The organism is Streptomyces sp. NPDC093065, assembly GCF_044754585.1.
GTDB lineage: Bacteria > Actinomycetota > Actinomycetes > Streptomycetales > Streptomycetaceae > Streptomyces.
In genome coordinates, this window is sequence record NZ_JBIVPJ010000016.1 from 101,845 (window position 1) to 117,434 (window position 15,590).

14 protein-coding genes are annotated in these 15,590 nt (G+C 71.6%); 6 read left to right on the forward strand and 8 right to left on the reverse strand.

What is annotated here, in order from left to right:
- The first annotated feature begins 116 nt into the window (after positions 1-116).
- From ACIQFU_RS25690 to ACIQFU_RS25710, 5 genes are all read left to right on the forward strand, one after another.
- On the forward strand, positions 117-1,064 hold the full coding sequence (locus ACIQFU_RS25690) for a carbohydrate ABC transporter permease (protein ID WP_402554519.1): 948 nt from the start codon (positions 117-119) through the stop codon (positions 1,062-1,064).
- Positions 1,061-1,894 (forward strand): carbohydrate ABC transporter permease, encoded by an 834-nt coding sequence (locus tag ACIQFU_RS25695; RefSeq protein ID WP_402554520.1) that lies wholly within the window; start codon positions 1,061-1,063, stop codon positions 1,892-1,894. Before ACIQFU_RS25690 ends, ACIQFU_RS25695 begins: the two co-directional genes overlap by 4 nt.
- Positions 1,894-3,186, forward strand: coding sequence for an ABC transporter substrate-binding protein (locus ACIQFU_RS25700; RefSeq protein ID WP_402554521.1), 1,293 nt, complete (start codon positions 1,894-1,896; stop codon positions 3,184-3,186). Before ACIQFU_RS25695 ends, ACIQFU_RS25700 begins: the two co-directional genes overlap by 1 nt.
- 344 nt (positions 3,187-3,530) lie before the next feature.
- Complete coding sequence (gene erm(O) / locus ACIQFU_RS25705) at positions 3,531-4,310, forward strand: 23S rRNA (adenine(2058)-N(6))-methyltransferase Erm(O) (RefSeq protein ID WP_402554522.1); 780 nt, start codon at positions 3,531-3,533, stop codon at positions 4,308-4,310.
- Positions 4,307-5,560, forward strand: coding sequence for a glycosyltransferase (locus ACIQFU_RS25710; protein ID WP_402554523.1), 1,254 nt, complete (start codon positions 4,307-4,309; stop codon positions 5,558-5,560). The genes erm(O) and ACIQFU_RS25710 overlap by 4 nt, the downstream gene beginning before the upstream one ends.
- Before the next feature lie 79 nt (positions 5,561-5,639).
- On the opposite strand, the gene ACIQFU_RS25715 is transcribed toward ACIQFU_RS25710, so the two are convergent.
- Entirely contained in the window at positions 5,640-7,910 is a 2,271-nt protein-coding gene (locus ACIQFU_RS25715) for an MMPL family transporter (RefSeq protein WP_402554524.1), read from the reverse strand.
- Positions 7,911-8,319: 409 nt separating this feature from the next.
- Here ACIQFU_RS25715 and ACIQFU_RS25720 point away from each other — a divergent pair, with 409 nt between their 5' ends.
- Positions 8,320-8,868 carry a DUF1697 domain-containing protein gene (locus ACIQFU_RS25720; RefSeq protein ID WP_402554525.1) on the forward strand — a complete coding sequence of 183 codons (549 nt, stop codon included), beginning with the start codon at positions 8,320-8,322 and terminating at the stop codon, positions 8,866-8,868.
- A 2-nt stretch (positions 8,869-8,870) separates the two neighbouring features.
- Here ACIQFU_RS25720 and ACIQFU_RS25725 read toward each other — a convergent pair whose 3' ends face one another.
- The 7 genes from ACIQFU_RS25725 to cysC form a co-directional block, all read right to left on the reverse strand.
- Entirely contained in the window at positions 8,871-9,617 is a 747-nt protein-coding gene (locus ACIQFU_RS25725; protein ID WP_402554526.1) for a sirohydrochlorin chelatase, read from the reverse strand.
- An 8-nt stretch (positions 9,618-9,625) separates the two neighbouring features.
- On the reverse strand, positions 9,626-10,537 hold the full coding sequence (locus tag ACIQFU_RS25730; RefSeq protein WP_402554527.1) for an ABC transporter permease: 912 nt from the start codon (positions 10,535-10,537) through the stop codon (positions 9,626-9,628).
- Entirely contained in the window at positions 10,524-11,318 is a 795-nt protein-coding gene (locus ACIQFU_RS25735) for an ABC transporter ATP-binding protein (protein ID WP_402554528.1), read from the reverse strand. Before ACIQFU_RS25735 ends, ACIQFU_RS25730 begins: the two co-directional genes overlap by 14 nt.
- A 33-nt stretch (positions 11,319-11,351) precedes the next feature.
- Positions 11,352-12,455: an aliphatic sulfonate ABC transporter substrate-binding protein gene (locus tag ACIQFU_RS25740; protein WP_402554529.1), complete on the reverse strand. Its 1,104-nt coding sequence runs from the start codon at positions 12,453-12,455 to the stop codon at positions 11,352-11,354.
- Between the two features lie 233 nt (positions 12,456-12,688).
- On the reverse strand, positions 12,689-14,071 hold the full coding sequence (locus ACIQFU_RS25745) for a sulfate adenylyltransferase subunit 1 (protein ID WP_402554530.1): 1,383 nt from the start codon (positions 14,069-14,071) through the stop codon (positions 12,689-12,691).
- 2 nt (positions 14,072-14,073) lie between these two features.
- The gene (gene cysD / locus ACIQFU_RS25750) at positions 14,074-15,021 is read right to left on the reverse strand and encodes a sulfate adenylyltransferase subunit CysD (protein WP_402554531.1); all 948 of its coding nucleotides are present in this window, start codon (positions 15,019-15,021) and stop codon (positions 14,074-14,076) included.
- A complete protein-coding gene (gene cysC, locus ACIQFU_RS25755; protein WP_402554532.1) occupies positions 15,018-15,554 on the reverse strand; it encodes an adenylyl-sulfate kinase in 537 nt (178 codons plus the stop codon). The genes cysD and cysC overlap by 4 nt, the downstream gene beginning before the upstream one ends.
- Between the last annotated feature and the right edge of the window lie 36 nt (positions 15,555-15,590).

Consider the following 15,590-nt stretch of genomic DNA (forward strand, 5'->3'; position numbering starts at 1 on the left):
TCGTCGGTCAGTGTCGCATTCGCACAGGTGGGAGCGTGTACACGGGCTCTTGACGGGACGCGGTCACTTCACGACCATGACCTGGCCCGTCCGAGCCGTGCAAAGGGGTTGATTACGTGACATTGGTGGCCGAGCCGAGAAGACCGGCGCGCCGTGCGCCCGGCACGGACCGTCCGCGGGGCGGGCCGGACCACGGCGCCTGGTTCCTGGTGCTGCCCGCGCTGATCCCGATTCTGGTCCTCAGCGTCGGACCGCTGCTCTACGGCATCCTGCTGGCGTTCACCGACGCCCAGTCGGGCCGCACGGAGCCCACCGAGTGGATCGGCGCCCTGAACTTCCGGGACCTGCTGCACGACACGCTGTTCTGGGAGTCGTTCCGGATCGGCCTGGTGTGGGCCGTCGGGGTGACGGTCCCGCAGTTCCTGCTCGCGCTCGGTCTCGCCCTGCTGCTCAACCAGAACCTCAGGCTGCGCTGGCTGGCCCGCGCCCTCGCGATCATCCCCTGGGCGATGCCCGAGGTCGTCGTCGGCATCATGTGGCGGCTGGTCTACAACACCGACGCGGGCATCCTCAACGAGACCCTGCGCGACCTCGGCCTCGGCGACGGCCACGACTGGCTCAGCGGACTCGGCACCGCGCTGCCCGCCGTCATCGTCGTCGGCGTCTGGGCCGGCATGCCGCAGACCACGGTCGCCCTGCTCGCCGGACTGCAGAACACCCCGCGCGAGCTGCACGAGGCGGCCGCGGTGGACGGCGCCGGAGCCTGGCGCCGCTTCCGCACGGTCACCTGGCCCGCACTCAGACCCGTAGCGCTCGCCATCACCGCGCTCAACCTCATCTGGAACTTCAACTCCTTCGCCCTGGTCTACGTGCTGACCAACGGCGGGCCCGGCGGCCGCACCCGGCTGCCCATGCTCTTCGCCTACGAAGAGGCTTTCCGCTACGGGCAGTTCGGCTATGCGGCGGCCATGGGCTGCGTCATGGTCGCCGTGATCTCGATCCTGCTGGCCGTCTTCCTCGTCGGCCGGCTCCGCGGCGCGGACAAGGGAGGTGACGAGGCGTGAGGACCTCGACCGCGGCCCGCACGGGCCAGTACGCGGCACTGCTCGGGTATCTGGTCTTCCTGGCCTTCCCGTTCCTCTGGCTCATCTCCATCGCCTTCAAACCGCCGCGCGAGCTGGCCAGTCTGCACCCCACCTGGATCCCGAAGGACCCCACCCTCGACAACTTCCGGCAGGCCTTCGACGAGCAGCCGCTGCTGCACGCCGGGCTCAACTCCCTGCTCGCCGCCCTCGGCGCCGCCGTGATCGCGGTGCTGATCGCGACCCCGATGGCATACGTCATGGCCCGCAGGCGCGGCCGGCTCACCAAGGCGGCCACCGGGTGGGTCGTGGTCAGCCAGGCCTTCCCCTTCGTCCTGCTGATCATCCCGCTGTTCCTGGTCCTCAAGAACCTCGGCCTGATCAACTCCGTGCCCGGCCTGGTGATGGTGTACGTCGTCTGGTCCCTGCCGTTCGCGCTGTGGATGCTCGCCGGATACGTCCGCGCCGTGCCGCGCGAGCTGGAGGAGGCGGCCGCCGTCGACGGCGCCGGGCGGCTGCGGACCCTGGTCTCGGTGACCGCGCCGCTGCTCGCCCCGGGGATCGTGGCGACGGCCCTGTTCGCGTTCATCACCGCGTGGAACGAGTTCTTCTTCGCGCTGGTGCTGCTGAAGACACCGGAGAAACAGACCCTGCCCGTGATCCTCACCCACTTCATCGGCGCCGAGGGCGTCGCCGACCTCGGACCGCTCGCCGCGGCGGCCTTCCTCGCCACGCTGCCCTCGCTGCTGGTCTTCGCCCTCATCCAGAGGCGGATCACGGGCGGCATGCTCGCCGGGGCGGTGAAGAGCTGATGCGCACGCGTACTTCGAGGATCACGGCCCTGTTCCTCTCCGCTGTCCTGCTGCTCGCGGGCTGCTCGGGTGGCGGCGACGGGGCGGACGGCGGCCGGATCACCCTCCGCTTCCAGTCCCTGGCCTGGCAGGACGAGTCGGTGAAGGCCAACAAGGACCTGGTGCGGGAGTGGAACGCCACCCACCCGGACGTGCGCGTCGAGTACGTCCAGGGCAGCTGGGACAGCGTCCACGACCAGCTGCTCACCTCCTTCGAGGGCGGCGAGGCGCCCGACATCATCCACGACGCCTCCGACGACCTCGCCGACTTCGCCTACGGCGGCTACCTCGCCGACCTCACCGAGCTGCTGCCCGCGCGGCTGAAGTCGGACATACCTCGCCACAGCTGGGAGACGGTCGCCTTCGGCGACGGCGTCTACGGCGTGCCGTTCCTCCAGGAGCCGCGGGTGCTGATCGCCAACGCGGCCCTGCTGAAGAAGTCCGGCGTCCGGATCCCGACACCCGGACACCCCTGGACCTGGGCGGAGTTCCGGCAGGTGACGAAGGAGCTGAGCGGCGACGGCAAGTACGGGGTGGCCTGGCCGCTCAAGGAGCCCGTCTCCGCCACGCTCAACCTCTCCCTGTCCAGCGGCGGCCGGCTCTTCCACCGCGGCGCCGACGGCAAGGTGACCGTCCGCTTCGAGGAGGGCGACCAGGTGGTGCCGCGCACCATCCACGACCAGGTCGGCACCGACCGCAGCGCCTCGCCCACCACCCTGGGCAGCGGCGGCTCCGACACGCTGCCCGGCTTCTTCGCGGGCAAGTACGCGATGGTGCCGCTCGGCTTCTCCTACCGCCAGCAGATCGAGCAGCAGGCGCCCGAGGGCTTCGACTGGCAGGTGCTGCCCGCCCCCGCCGGTGCCGACGGGCTCGCCCAGGGAGTGAGCCCGCAGACCCTGTCGGTCGCCGAGGACAGCCCGCACAAGAAGGAGGCCGCCGCGTTCGTCGACTTCCTCCTCCAGCCGGACAACATGGTGCGCCTCGCGCTCGGCGACTGGATGCTGCCCACCGGTGAGCAGGCCCTCGAGGACCCCGCCCTGCACACGGCCGAGCGGGGCTGGGCCACGGGCACCGCGCTCGCCGGGCACCTGCGCTCCGCGCCCGCGCAGTCCGTGCGGGGCTACGCCGAGTGGAAGGACAAGGTGGCGACACCGGCGCTCCAGGAGTACTACAGCGGGGCGATCGGCATGGACGAACTGCGCCACAGACTGGAGGACGACGGCAACCTCGTACTCGCCCGTTACCAGCGCTGACGCCCCCGCGGAAGGCCCCGGGGGCGGGCCTTCCGCGGCGGCCGGGCGAAAACCCGTTGCCCGCCCGGCACGCGCCCGCCTAGCGTCGCCTCCGTGGCAGCTTTCAACGCGATCAACAACTCCGGTCTCGGCCGGGGCTGCGCGTACTCCATCAGGATGCGTCGTGGCCCCGGAGCCCTGACCGGCCCGGGGTCCCCCCGCCGCTGACGCGTCCGACGCGTCCGACGCGCACCACGCACGCGCGGCGGGGCTGAGCCTCCGCGTTCCCTTTTGCCTTCGTCTTCCGGTCAGGGCCTTCGGCTGCCCTTTTCCCCTCCTGTCACGGAAGACAAGGACCAGAGGCCATGGCCCGCCCCGCCCAGCGTGCCCGCACGCTCTCGCAGAACTTCCTCGCCGACCGCGCCACCGCCGAACGGGTCGCGCGGCTCGCCGCCCCCGACCGGGGGCGCCCGCCCCTCGTGCTCGAAGTGGGGGCCGGCAAGGGCGCCCTCACCGAGCCGCTCGCCCGCCGCAGCCGCGAGCTGCACGCCTACGAGATCGACTCCCGGCTCGTCCCCGGACTCCGTGCCCGGTTCGCGCGCAGCCCGCACGTCCGCGTCGTCCCCGGCGACTTCCTCGCCGCCCGGCCCCCGGGCGGGGCCTTCGCGGTCGCCGGGAACGTGCCCTTCTCGCGCACGGCCGACATCGTCGACTGGTGCCTGACCGCACCCGGCCTCACCGACGCCACCCTCATCACCCAGCTCGAGTACGCCCGCAGACGCACCGGAGACTACGGCCGCTGGACCCTGCTCACGGTCCTGACCTGGCCGCGCCACGAATGGCGGCTGGCGGGCAGGGTGGGCCGCCTCCGCTTCCGGCCGGCGCCGCGCGTCGACGCCGGCATCCTCCGCATCGAACGCCGCCCCGCCCCGCTGCTCACCGCCGCCGGCCGCCGCGGCTGGGCGGACCTGGTCGAGCTGGGCTTCTCGGGCGTCGGCGGTTCGCTGCACGCGTCCCTGCGCCGTGCTCACCCCCGGCGCCGGGTGGACGCGGCGTTCCGGGCCGCGCGGCTCGATCCCGGCGTGCTCGTCGGCGAGGTCGCGCCCGAGCGGTGGCTGCGGCTGCACGAGGAGCTGGCGGCATGAAGGGAAAAGAGTTGCACGAGACGTCTCGTCTCGCGTACGGTGCGGACATGACCAGTCCCGCGCACATCGCCATGTTCTCCATCGCCGCCCACGGCCACGTGAACCCCAGCCTGGAGGTGATCCGCGAGCTCGTGGCGCGGGGGCACCGGGTGACGTACGCGATCCCGCCCCTCCTCGCGGACAAGGTCGCCGAGACGGGCGCCGAACCCAAGCTCTGGAACAGCACGCTGCCCGGCCCCGACGCCGACCCGGAGGCGTGGGGGAGCACCCTCCTGGACAACGTCGAGCCCTTCCTCGACGACGCGATCCAGTCGCTCCCGCAGCTCGCCGAGGCCTACGAGGGGGACGAGCCGGACCTGATCCTGCACGACATCGCCTCCTACACCGCCCGCGTCCTCGGCCGCCGCTGGCAGGTGCCCGCGGTCTCCCTGTCGCCGTGCATGGTCGCCTGGGAGGGCTATGAGCAGGAGGTCGCCGAGCCGATGTGGGAGGAGCCGCTGAAGACCGAGCGCGGGCAGGCGTACTACGCCCGCTTCCACGCCTGGCTGGAGGAGAACGGGATCACCGACCACCCCGACCCGTTCCTCGGCCGCCCCGCCCGCTCCCTGGTGCTGATCCCCAAGGCGCTCCAGCCCAACGCCGAGAGGGTCGACGAGAAGGCGTACACCTTCGTCGGCGCCTGCCAGGGGGACCGCACCGCCGAGGGCGACTGGACGCGTCCCGAGGGCGCTGAGAAGGTCGTCCTCGTGTCCCTCGGGTCGGCCTTCACCAAGCAGCCCGCGTTCTACCGGGAGTGCGTCAGGGCCTTCGGCGAGCTGCCCGGCTGGCACACCGTGCTCCAGGTCGGCCGGCACGTCGACCCCGCCGAGCTGGGAGACGTACCGGACAACGTGGAAGTGCGCACCTGGGTGCCGCAGTTGGCGATCCTCCAGCAGGCCGACCTGTTCGTCACCCACGCGGGCGCGGGCGGCAGCCAGGAGGGCCTGGCGACCGCCACCCCGATGATCGCCGTACCGCAGGCCGCGGACCAGTTCGGCAACGCCGAGATGCTCCGGGGCCTGGGCGTCGCCCGTACGCTTCCGACCGAGGAGGCCACCGCCGAGGCGCTGCGCACCGCCGCCCTCGCCCTGGTCGGCGATCCGGAGGCGGCCGGGCGTCTGAAGGAGATCCGGGCGCAGATGGCCCAGGAGGGCGGCACCCGCCGGGCGGCCGACCTCATCGAGGCGGAGCTGGCCGCCGCGCGCGCCTGACCCGGCACGGTGAAGGGCCCGTCGGTTCCCCCGGAACCGACGGGCCCTTCGACCGTGGTGGCGCTCCGGCCGGAGCCGGTCAGACGCCGACCGGTTCACCCCGCTCCCCGCGCTCGCCCTGGCCGTCCCGGACCGTCGGCGCGATCGCCTCGGGCGACTCGTCGTGGGTCAGGTCGGGCAGCCGGTGCAGCCACTTCGGCAGGTACCAGTTGCGCTCGCCGAGCAGCGACATCACGGCCGGCAGCAGGACACCCCGGATGACCGTCGCGTCGATCAGCACCGCCGCCGCCAGGCCCACGCCCATCTGCTTCATCGACTGCATGGACAGCGTGCCGAAGATGGCGAACACCGCGACCATGATGACGGCGGCGCTGGTGACGACCCCGGCCGTGGTGACCACGCCGTGCTGGATCGCGTCCCGGGTGGAGCGTCCGCGCAGCCGCGCCTCGCGGATCCGGGAGACCACGAACACGTGGTAGTCCATCGACAGGCCGAAAAGGATCACGAAGAGGAACAGCGGCAGCCACGTGATGATGGCGCCCACGCCCTCCGCGCCCACCAGCGACGCGCCCCAGCCGTGCTGGAAGACGGCGACCAGGATGCCGTACGCCGCGCCCACCGACAGCAGGTTGAGCACGATCGAGGTGACCGCGACCGTCAGCGAGCGGAAGGACAGCAGCATCAGCAGGAAGGCGAAGACCACGACGAACGCGAAGACCGGCAGGACCGAACCGACGAGCTGGTCGTTGAAGTCCTTGTTGCCGGCCACCTGACCGGTGATCGGCGCCTCGACGCCCTCGACCTTGCCCAGCGTCGCGGGACGCACGTCGTCCCGCAGCTTGTCCAGGCTCTCGCCCGCCTTGTCCTGGTCGGAGCCGCCGACCAGCGGGACGTACACCAGCGCGACGTTCTGCTCGTCGTGCGTCGTGATGTCCACCGGACCGCGCGAGGCACCCGAACTGATCGCCCGCTCCCGGAAGTCGGCGAGCGCGGCCCGCACCTCGGGCGCGTTGATGTCGTCGGCCTTCACGACCACCTCGGCCGGGTCGGAACCGCCCGGGAAGGCCTCGTTGACCCGGTTGTACGTCTGCACGATGGGCAGCGAGTCGCCGAACTCCTGGTCCAGCGTGAGGTTCTGCGTCTTCATGCCCAGCGCGGGCGCGGCGACGGCCAGCAGCGCGCCGACGGCGACCGCGGCGGACAGCACCGGCCTGGCCAGTACGCGCTTGAGCACGGCCGTCCAGAACCGGCTGCCCTCACCCGCGGAACCGCTCGGCCGGCGGCGGCGCAGGAACGGCACGCGGCCCTTCTCCACCCGCTCGCCCAGCAGGGACAGCAGCGCCGGCAGCACCGTCACCGAGCCGACCATGGCGACCGCGACCACCATCAGCGAGGCCAGGCCCATCGCCTCGAACTCGGCGATGCCGGTGAACAGCATGCCCGCCATCGCCACGCACACCGTGACACCGGAGACGACGATCGCCCGGCCACTGGTGGCGGCGGCGATCCGCAGCGCCGTCTGCGCGTCCCTGCCCGCGGCGCGCTCCTCGCGCTCGCGGCGCAGGTAGAACAGGCAGTAGTCGACGCCGACGGCCAGACCGACCAGCAGCATCACGGAGTTCGCGGTCTCGCTCATCGGCTGGAGGTGGCTGACCAGACCCATCAGACCCATCGTCGCGACGATCGCGGTGATCGCCAGGGCCACCGGGACCAGCGCCGCCACCAGCGCGCCGAACGCGACGAGCAGGATGCCCAGCGCCACCGGCACCGCCGAGTACTCGGCCTTCTTGAAGTCGTCGCCGAACGCGTCGTCGAACGTCTTCATCATGCTGGCGCCGCCGATCTCCTCGATCCGCAGCGACCCGTGCTCCTTCTGGACGCCCTCGACCGCCTTCAGCACCGGCTCGACCCGCTCGCCCGCGGTGTCCGCCTCGCCGCGCATGTCGAACTGCACCAGCGCGCTGCGGCCGTCCTTCGAGATCGTCTTCGCGTCGTACGGCGAGGTGACGCCCGTGACCTTCCCGGTGCCCTCCACCGCCGCGACGACCGCGTCGACCGCCGACCGGAACTCGGCGTCCGTGGCCTTGACGCCGCCGTCCTTCGCCTGGATCAGGACGGTCTCACTGGCCGGCTCGTCGATCCCGGCGTCCTCGACGATCCTGGCGGCGGTGTGCGTCTCGCCGCTTATCTGGTCGCTGTCCTTGACGTCGACCCGGCCCGCCGCCGAACCGAGCCCCGTCGCCAGGACGACGAAGAGCACCCAGATCCCGACGGCGGCCCATCGGTGCCGGGCGCTCCAGCCGCCCGCCCGGGCTGCTATGCCCCGCACCCGTGTCTCTCGGTTCCGCATGACCGGCCTGCCCCCTTGTGAGCGGTGCCGGCCCCCTGCCGCCACCTTGCGTTTCGAAGGTATGGCCCGCATAAGGCCGTCGCGTCGTGCTCTCCGGTGACGTGCGGCGGCGCCGGCCTCATCCCTCCGTACCGCCGCGGTCACCGCTGAGGAGGATCCCGGCCCCTTACATCTACCGGGGACACCAAGGGTGTTGCATCAGGGTCCGGGGTCACACCGGACCGGCACCGGGCCGCACCGGGGGTGCGACGGAACCCTTTCGAAGACTTGTTGGTTGAGTCACAGGTGTGTGTAGCGGTTGAACCCCGTACACCGCATCGGCGAGAGTGACGCGCACGTGCGCCCCGCGCGCGGACCCGGCCGTCGTGCCCGCCCCCACGGGGCACGACGGCCGTTCTATGGTGTGCGGATGACGACGATGTACGCGGCGCTGCTGCGCGGGATCAATGTGGGCGGCAGCCGGAAGGTCCCGATGGCCGACCTGCGCGCGCTGCTGACCTCCCTCGGCCACGACGCCGTACGCACCCATCTGCAGAGCGGACAGGCCGTCTTCGCCTCCGCCCACGGCGACGAGGACTCCCTGGCCGCGGAGTTGCGGGCGGCGATCGAGCAGCGGTTCGGATTCCCGGTGGACGTGATCGTGCGCGACCACGCCTATCTGAAGGGGGTCGTCGAGGCCTGCCCCTTCCCGGCCGCCGAGCTGGAGGCCAAGCAGTTGCACGTCACCTACTTCTCCGCCCCCGTCGACGCGGACCGCTTCACCGGGATCGACGCCCCGGCCTTCCGCCCCGAGGAGTTCCGCCTCGGCGACCGCGCCCTGTACCTCTACGCGCCGGACGGCCTGGGCCGCTCCAAGCTCGCCGAGGCCCTAGCCAGACCCCGCGTGAACAAGGGCCTGATCGCCACCAGCCGCAACTGGAACACCGTCACCAGGCTCGTGGCGCTGACGGGCGCCTGACCTCAGGCCCCGACCGCCAGAGCCACCGGCATCCGCGCCGCGTCGTACCGCTCCAGCAGGACCCGCGCCACCTCGGGCGCGGGGCCCAGGACGTCCGCCAGCACGTCCGCGCCGGCCGCGCCCCGGGCGATACGGTCCGGCAGGAAACCGGGCGCCAGGACGTACGGAGCGACGGCGACGCGGGCACAGCCCAGCTCGCGCAACTGCCGTACCGCGTCCTCGGTGCGCGGAAGGGATGCGGAGGCGAACGCAGGCCGCACGGCGCACCAACCGGTGTGCCGCCACTCCCGCGCGATTTCAGCGATCACTGCGATCGCCTCCGGGTCGGAGGACCCCGCCGAGGCCAGCACGACCCCGGTCGAGGACTTGTCGGCGGGCGTGAGGCCCGCCTCGTACAGGCGCCGCTCCAGCGCCGAGACCAGCAGCGGCGAGGGTCCGAGCACCTCGGCCTGCCGGATCCTGAGCCGCGGCGGCGCCGCCGCCAGGACCGCGGGGATGTCCGCCTTGGCGTGGAAGGCGCGGGTCAGCAGCAGCGGAAGGGCCACGACCTCCCGCACGCCCTCCGTCTCCAGGGACTCCAGCACGCCCTGTACGGAGGGGACGTTGAAGTCCAGGAAGCCGGTCTCCACCCGTACGTCCGGACGCAGCGCCCTGACCCGGCGGACCAGGGAGTGCACGGTCGCGGCGTGCCGCGGGTCGCGGCTGCCGTGGGCGACGACCAGGAGTACGGGGCGGACCGGCGCGCTCATGACGTGCCTCAGCCCTTCACCAGCAGACCGCGGCTGCGCAGCACCCGGCGCTCCAGCGGGCTGAAGATCAGCAGGTCGATGGCGATGCCGACGATCAGGATGAGCAGGATGGCCTCGAAGACCATGGCCATGTCGCTGGCGTTGCGGCCGTTCTCCAGCAACTGCCCGAGGCCCACGCCGAGGTCGGGGAAGGAGGCGATGATCTCGGCGGCCATCAGGGAGCGCCAGGAGAACGCCCAGCCCTGCTTGAGGCCGGCGACGTAGCCCGGCAGCGCGGCGGGCAGCACGATGTGCCAGGTGCCCTTCAGTCCGGTCGCGCCCAGGGTGCGGCCCGCGCGCAGGAAGATCGGGGACACCTGGTCGACGCCGGACACCAGGCCGTTGGCGATGGAGGGCACCGCGCCGAGGAGGATGACGGCGTACATCATGGAGTTGTTCAGGCCCAGCCAGATCACGGCGGGGGGCACCCAGGCGACCGACGGCAGCGACTGGAGGCCGGACAGGATCGGGCCGATCGCCGCGCGCACGAACTTCACCCGCGCCACCAGCAGCCCCAGCGGGGTGCCGATCACCAGCGCGAAGCAGAAGCCGAGCAGGCCGCGCGAGACGCTGGTCCAGATGTAGCCGAGCAGTTCGCCCTCGAGCCAGGCCCGCTGGACCACGTCCCACACGTCGGAGGGGGCGGGCAGCTTGGTCGGATCGTCGACGACCTCGAAGGAGACCAGCGCCTGCCACACGGCCAGCACCAGCAGGACCGCGACGGTGGGCGGCAGGATCTTCTCGACGAAGGTCTGCCGCAGCGGCGTGCGTCCCTGCTGCACCGACTCCAGTGCGTCCAGGCCCGCCTCCAGACCGGCGAGGTCGCCCGCGTCCTTCGCGGCTGCGTCCCCGGCGGGACGCGTCGTGTCAGTGCTGGCCATGTCGGCGGATCTCCCCACGCAGTTCTTCGGTGATCTCGACGGACAGCTCCGCCACGGCGGTGTCCTCGATGCGGCGCGGCTGCGGGATGCCGACCGTCCACTCGTGTGCCACGCGCCCGGGGCGGGAGGACAGCAGGACGACCCGCTCGGCCAGGCGCACGGCCTCGCGGACGTTGTGGGTCACGAAGAGGACGGACAGCTTCGTCTCGCGCCAGATGCGGGTCAGTTCGTCGTGCAGCACGTCGCGGGTGATGGCGTCGAGTGCGGCGAACGGCTCGTCCATCAGCAGCAGTTTGCTCTCCTGGGCGAGCGCGCGGGCCATCGCGACCCGCTGGCGCATACCGCCGGACAGCTCGTGCACCCGCTTGCCGTACGCGCCCTTGAGGCGGACGAGTTCGAGCAGCTCCTCGGCCTTGTCCCGGCGCTCGGACTTGGGCACGCCCCGCAGCCGCAGGGCGAGTTCGATGTTCCTTCCCGCGGTCAGCCACGGGAACAGGGCGTGCTCCTGGAACATCAGGGCCGGCCGCCCGTCCGTGCTGATGCCGCCCGCGCTGGGCTTGTCCAGGCCCGCCACCAGGTTCAGCAGCGTGGACTTGCCGCAGCCGGAGGCGCCCAGGAGGGTGACGAACTCGCCGGGCGCGACATCGAGGGTGATGTCGTCCAGGACGAGCTGCTGCCCGGCGGGGCCCGCGAAGGACTTCGAGACGTGCTCGATCCGGGCGGCGTACGTGGCCGGCTCGGTGCCGTCGGCGGCCTTGGCGAGGGTCGTGGTCGTGGCCATGGTCGTCACCTCCTGGGTGGTCGGATCCGGGCTTTACTCGACGCCGAGCCCGGCGTCGTCGACCGCGGGCTTGCCCTTGGCCTTGAGGACCTTGTTGAGCAGCGTCAGGTCGTAGATGCCGTTCAGGTCGGGCTTCTCCAGCAGGCCGGCCTTGACGGCGTGCTCCGCCTGGGCGTCGAGGGTGGAGGCCAGCGGGTCGTCGGTGAGCTTGATCGACTCCCAGGCCGGATCCAGCACCTCGGCGGGCAGCGCCTTGCCGGAGTCCTTCTCCAGCTGCTTGTTCGCCGCGGTCTTCGCCTCGTCCGGGTTGGCCGCGATCCACTCGTTGGTGTCGACCGACGCCCCGAGGACGGCCTCCACGGCCTTCGGGTGCTCCTTGAGGAACTTCTGCGACACGATGATGTTCGTGATCACGAACTTCTTGTCGGGCCACAGGTCCGACTCGTCCAGCAGCACCTTGCCGCCCTCGGCGACCAGCTTGGAGGCGGTGGGCTCGGGCACCCAGGCGCCGTCCAGGGAACCGGACTTGTAGGCGTCGGGGGTGACCTTGTTGTCGCTGCGGACGACCGTCACGTCGCCCTTGCCGCTCTGGGCGTCGGCCTTCCAGCCCTGCTCGGCGATCCAGTTGAGGAACGCCACGTCCTGCGTGTTGCCCAGCTGCGGGGTGGCGATGCGCTTGCCCTTGACGTCCTTCAGGGTCTTGATCTTGTCCGGGTTCACCACGAGCTTCACGCCGCCCGAGGCCGAACCGCCGATGATGCGCAGGTTCTTGCCACCGGACTTGGTGTAGCCGTTGATCGACGGGGACGGGCCGATCCAGCCGATGTCGATGGAGCCGGAGTTCAGCGCCTCGATCTCCGACGGACCCGCGTTGAAGACCGCGTACTTGGCCTCCGTGCCGCCCAGCGCCTTCTGGAAGAAGCCCTTCTGGTTGGCGACCAGGGGCGTGGCGTGCGTGATGTTGCCGAAGTAGCCGATCCGCACGGAGTCGAGACCGTCGATCTTCTCGGCGCCGTCGGCGACCTTGGCGGTGTCGTCGTCCTTCGACTCGGAGCCGTACCCGCAGGCGGCCAGGGTGAGCAGGGGAAGGGCGGCTATGACCGCGAGGGTGCGGCGCAGGGCGGTGGTGGCAGGCACGGGAGGTGTTCCTCTCGTTGGCCCGGCTCTCACGCCTGTCGGTTGGTCCGATGTCTCAGGTCGTGGCCGGGAGGTCGGCAGGTCTTCGGCTGTGGGGGGTGAGGGCGCGCGGGCAGTGCGCGTACGTCACCGCGCACATCGCGCCACTCCGCCCTGCCCGCTGCCGAGGGCACCGCTGCCGACGCGGCCGCCCTCCTTGGCGAACGTGGAGTAGAAATCGGGAGAGCCCATGTTCAGAAGTCCCACCCGTCGTCGTCGGCGGCGTCCTTGACCGGCTCCGGCGCGGCGAAGGACTCGCCGACCATGCCAGCGGTGAGCGTGGTGCCGTCGCCGGGGTCGATGAGGATGAACGAGCCGGTGCGCCGCGAGTCGGCGTAGGAGTCGGCGGGCAGCGGCTCGGCGGTGCGGATCTTCACGCGGCCGATGTCGTTGGCGGCGAGCTGCCCGGGGTGCGGGTGCAGGGACAGGTCGTCCAGCGTGAGCCGGGCCGGGATGTCCTTGACGACGGCCTTGACGGTGCGAGTGCCGTGCTTGAGCAGCACCCGGTGGCCCACGGTGAGCGGTGCGTCGGCGACGTGGCAGACGGTGGCCTCGACGTCCTGGCTGGTGGCCGGGGCGTCCTGGCGGGGCACGATCAGGTCGCCGCGGGAGACGTCGATGTCGTCCTCCAGCAGCAGCGTCACCGACTGCGGCGTCCAGGCGGCGTCGACGGGCTCGCCCAGCAGGTCGATGCCGGAGACCTTCGAGGTGCGCCCGGAGGGGAGCACGGTGACCTCGTCGCCGACGCGGAAGGTGCCCGCGGCGATCTGGCCGGCGTAGCCGCGGTAGTCGGGGTGCTCGGCGGTGCGGGGCCGGATCACGTACTGCACGGGCAGCCGGGCGTGGCAGTGCGCCAGGTCGTGGCTGACCGGCACGGTCTCCAGGTGTTCGAGGACGGTCGGGCCGCCGTACCAGTCCATGACCGCGGAGGCCTCGACCACGTTGTCCCCGGCGAGCGCCGAGATGGGGATGGCGGTGACCTCCGGGACGCCCAGCTCGGTGGCGTACGCCGTGAACTCCTCGGCGATCCTCGCGAACACGGACTCCTTGTAGTCGACCAGGTCCATCTTGTTGACGGCGAGGACGACGTGCGGGACTCGCAGCAGGGCGGCGATCGCGGCGTGCCGGCGGGTCTGCTCCACGACGCCGTTGCGGGCGTCGACGAGGATCACCGTCAGCTCGGCCGTGGAGGCACCGGTGACCATGTTCCGGGTGTACTGCACGTGCCCGGGGGTGTCGGCGAGGATGAAGCGGCGGCGCGGGGTGGCGAAGTAGCGGTAGGCCACGTCGATGGTGATGCCCTGCTCACGCTCGGCGCGCAGGCCGTCGGTGAGCAGCGCGAGGTCCGGCGCCTCCTGGCCGCGGCTCGCCGAGGCGCGCTCGACGGCCTCCAGCTGGTCGGTGAGGACCGACTTGGAGTCGTGCAGGAGACGGCCGACCAGTGTGGACTTGCCGTCGTCGACGGATCCGGCGGTGGCGAAGCGCAGCAGGGTCGTCTCCGACAGCTGCCACACCGACAGCGCCTCGGCGGACTCGGCCGACCGGGCGGGCTCGACGGGTTCGGTGGTGCTGGTCATGGTTAGAAGTACCCCTCGCGCTTGCGGTCTTCCATCGCGGCCTCGGACATCCTGTCGTCGGCGCGCGTCGCGCCGCGCTCGGTGAGGCGGGAGACGGCGATCTCCGCGATCACCTTCTCGATGCCGTCGGCGTCCGAGTCGACGGCCCCGGTGCAGGACATGTCACCGACGGTGCGGTAACGCACCTTGCGCTTCTCGACCGTCTCGCCGTCCTTGGGGCCGCCCCACTCGCCGGCGGTCAGCCACATGCCGCCCCGGGCGAAGACCTCGCGCTCGTGGGCGTAGTAGATGCCGGGCAGTTCGATGCCCTCGCGGGCGATGTACTGCCACACGTCCAGCTCGGTCCAGTTGGACAGCGGGAAGACGCGCACGTGCTCGCCGGGGGCGTGCCGGCCGTTGTACAGGTTCCACAGCTCGGGGCGCTGGCGGCGCGGGTCCCACTGGGAGAACTCGTCCCGCAGCGAGAACACCCGTTCCTTCGCCCGCGCCTTCTCCTCGTCGCGGCGTCCGCCGCCGAAGACGGCGTCGAACCTCTCCGCCTGGATCTTCTCGGTCAACGGCAGTGTCTGCAGCGGGTTACGGGTCCCGTCGGGACGCTCGCGCAGCACACCCCGGTCGATGTAGTCCTGCACGGAGGCCACGTGCAGGCGCAGCCCGTGCTCGGCGACGGTGCGGTCGCGGTAGTCCAGGACCTCGGGGAAGTTGTGCCCGGTGTCCACGTGCAGCAGGGAGAACGGCACCGCCGCCGGGGCGAAGGCCTTCAGCGCCAGGTGGAGCATCAGGATCGAGTCCTTGCCGCCGGAGAAGAGGATCACCGGCCGCTCGAACTCGCCCGCCACCTCACGGAAGATGTGCACCGCCTCCGACTCGAGCGCGTCCAGGTGGGAGAGGGCGTACGGGCTGCCCTTGCCCTCCTCCACCGCGGCCGCGGACGTCACGGACGTCGTCATGCCAGTCCCCTTTCGGTGAGCAGGGCGTGGACCGCCGCGGCGGACTCCCGCACGGTCTGGTCCTGCGACTCGATGCGCAGGTCGGGCTTGACGGGCTCCTCGTAGGGGTCGTCCACCCCGGTGAGGCCCGTCAGCTCGCCCGCGGCCTGCTTGGCGTACAGGCCCTTCACGTCACGTACCGAGCACACCTCGACGGGCGTGGCCACGTGCACCTCCACGTAAGCCGTGCCGTTCGCCTCGTGACGCCCGCGCACCGCGTCGCGGCTGTCCGCGTACGGCGCGATCACCGGGACGAGGGCCGTGACGCCGTTGCGGGCGAGCAGTTCGGCGACGAAGCCGATGCGCTGCACGTTGGTGTGCCGGTCCGCGCGGTCGAAGCCGAGGCCCGCGGAGAGGAACTCGCGGATCTCGTCGCCGTCGAGCAGCTCGACGCGCCGGCCCTCCTCACGCAGGCGGTCGGCCAGCTCGCGGGCGATGGTGGTCTTGCCGGCGCTGGGCAGCCCCGTGAGCCAGACGGTGGCTCCGGTCGTCACGTGGTTCTCCCTGGATCTCGATGGTCCGGTGATGGT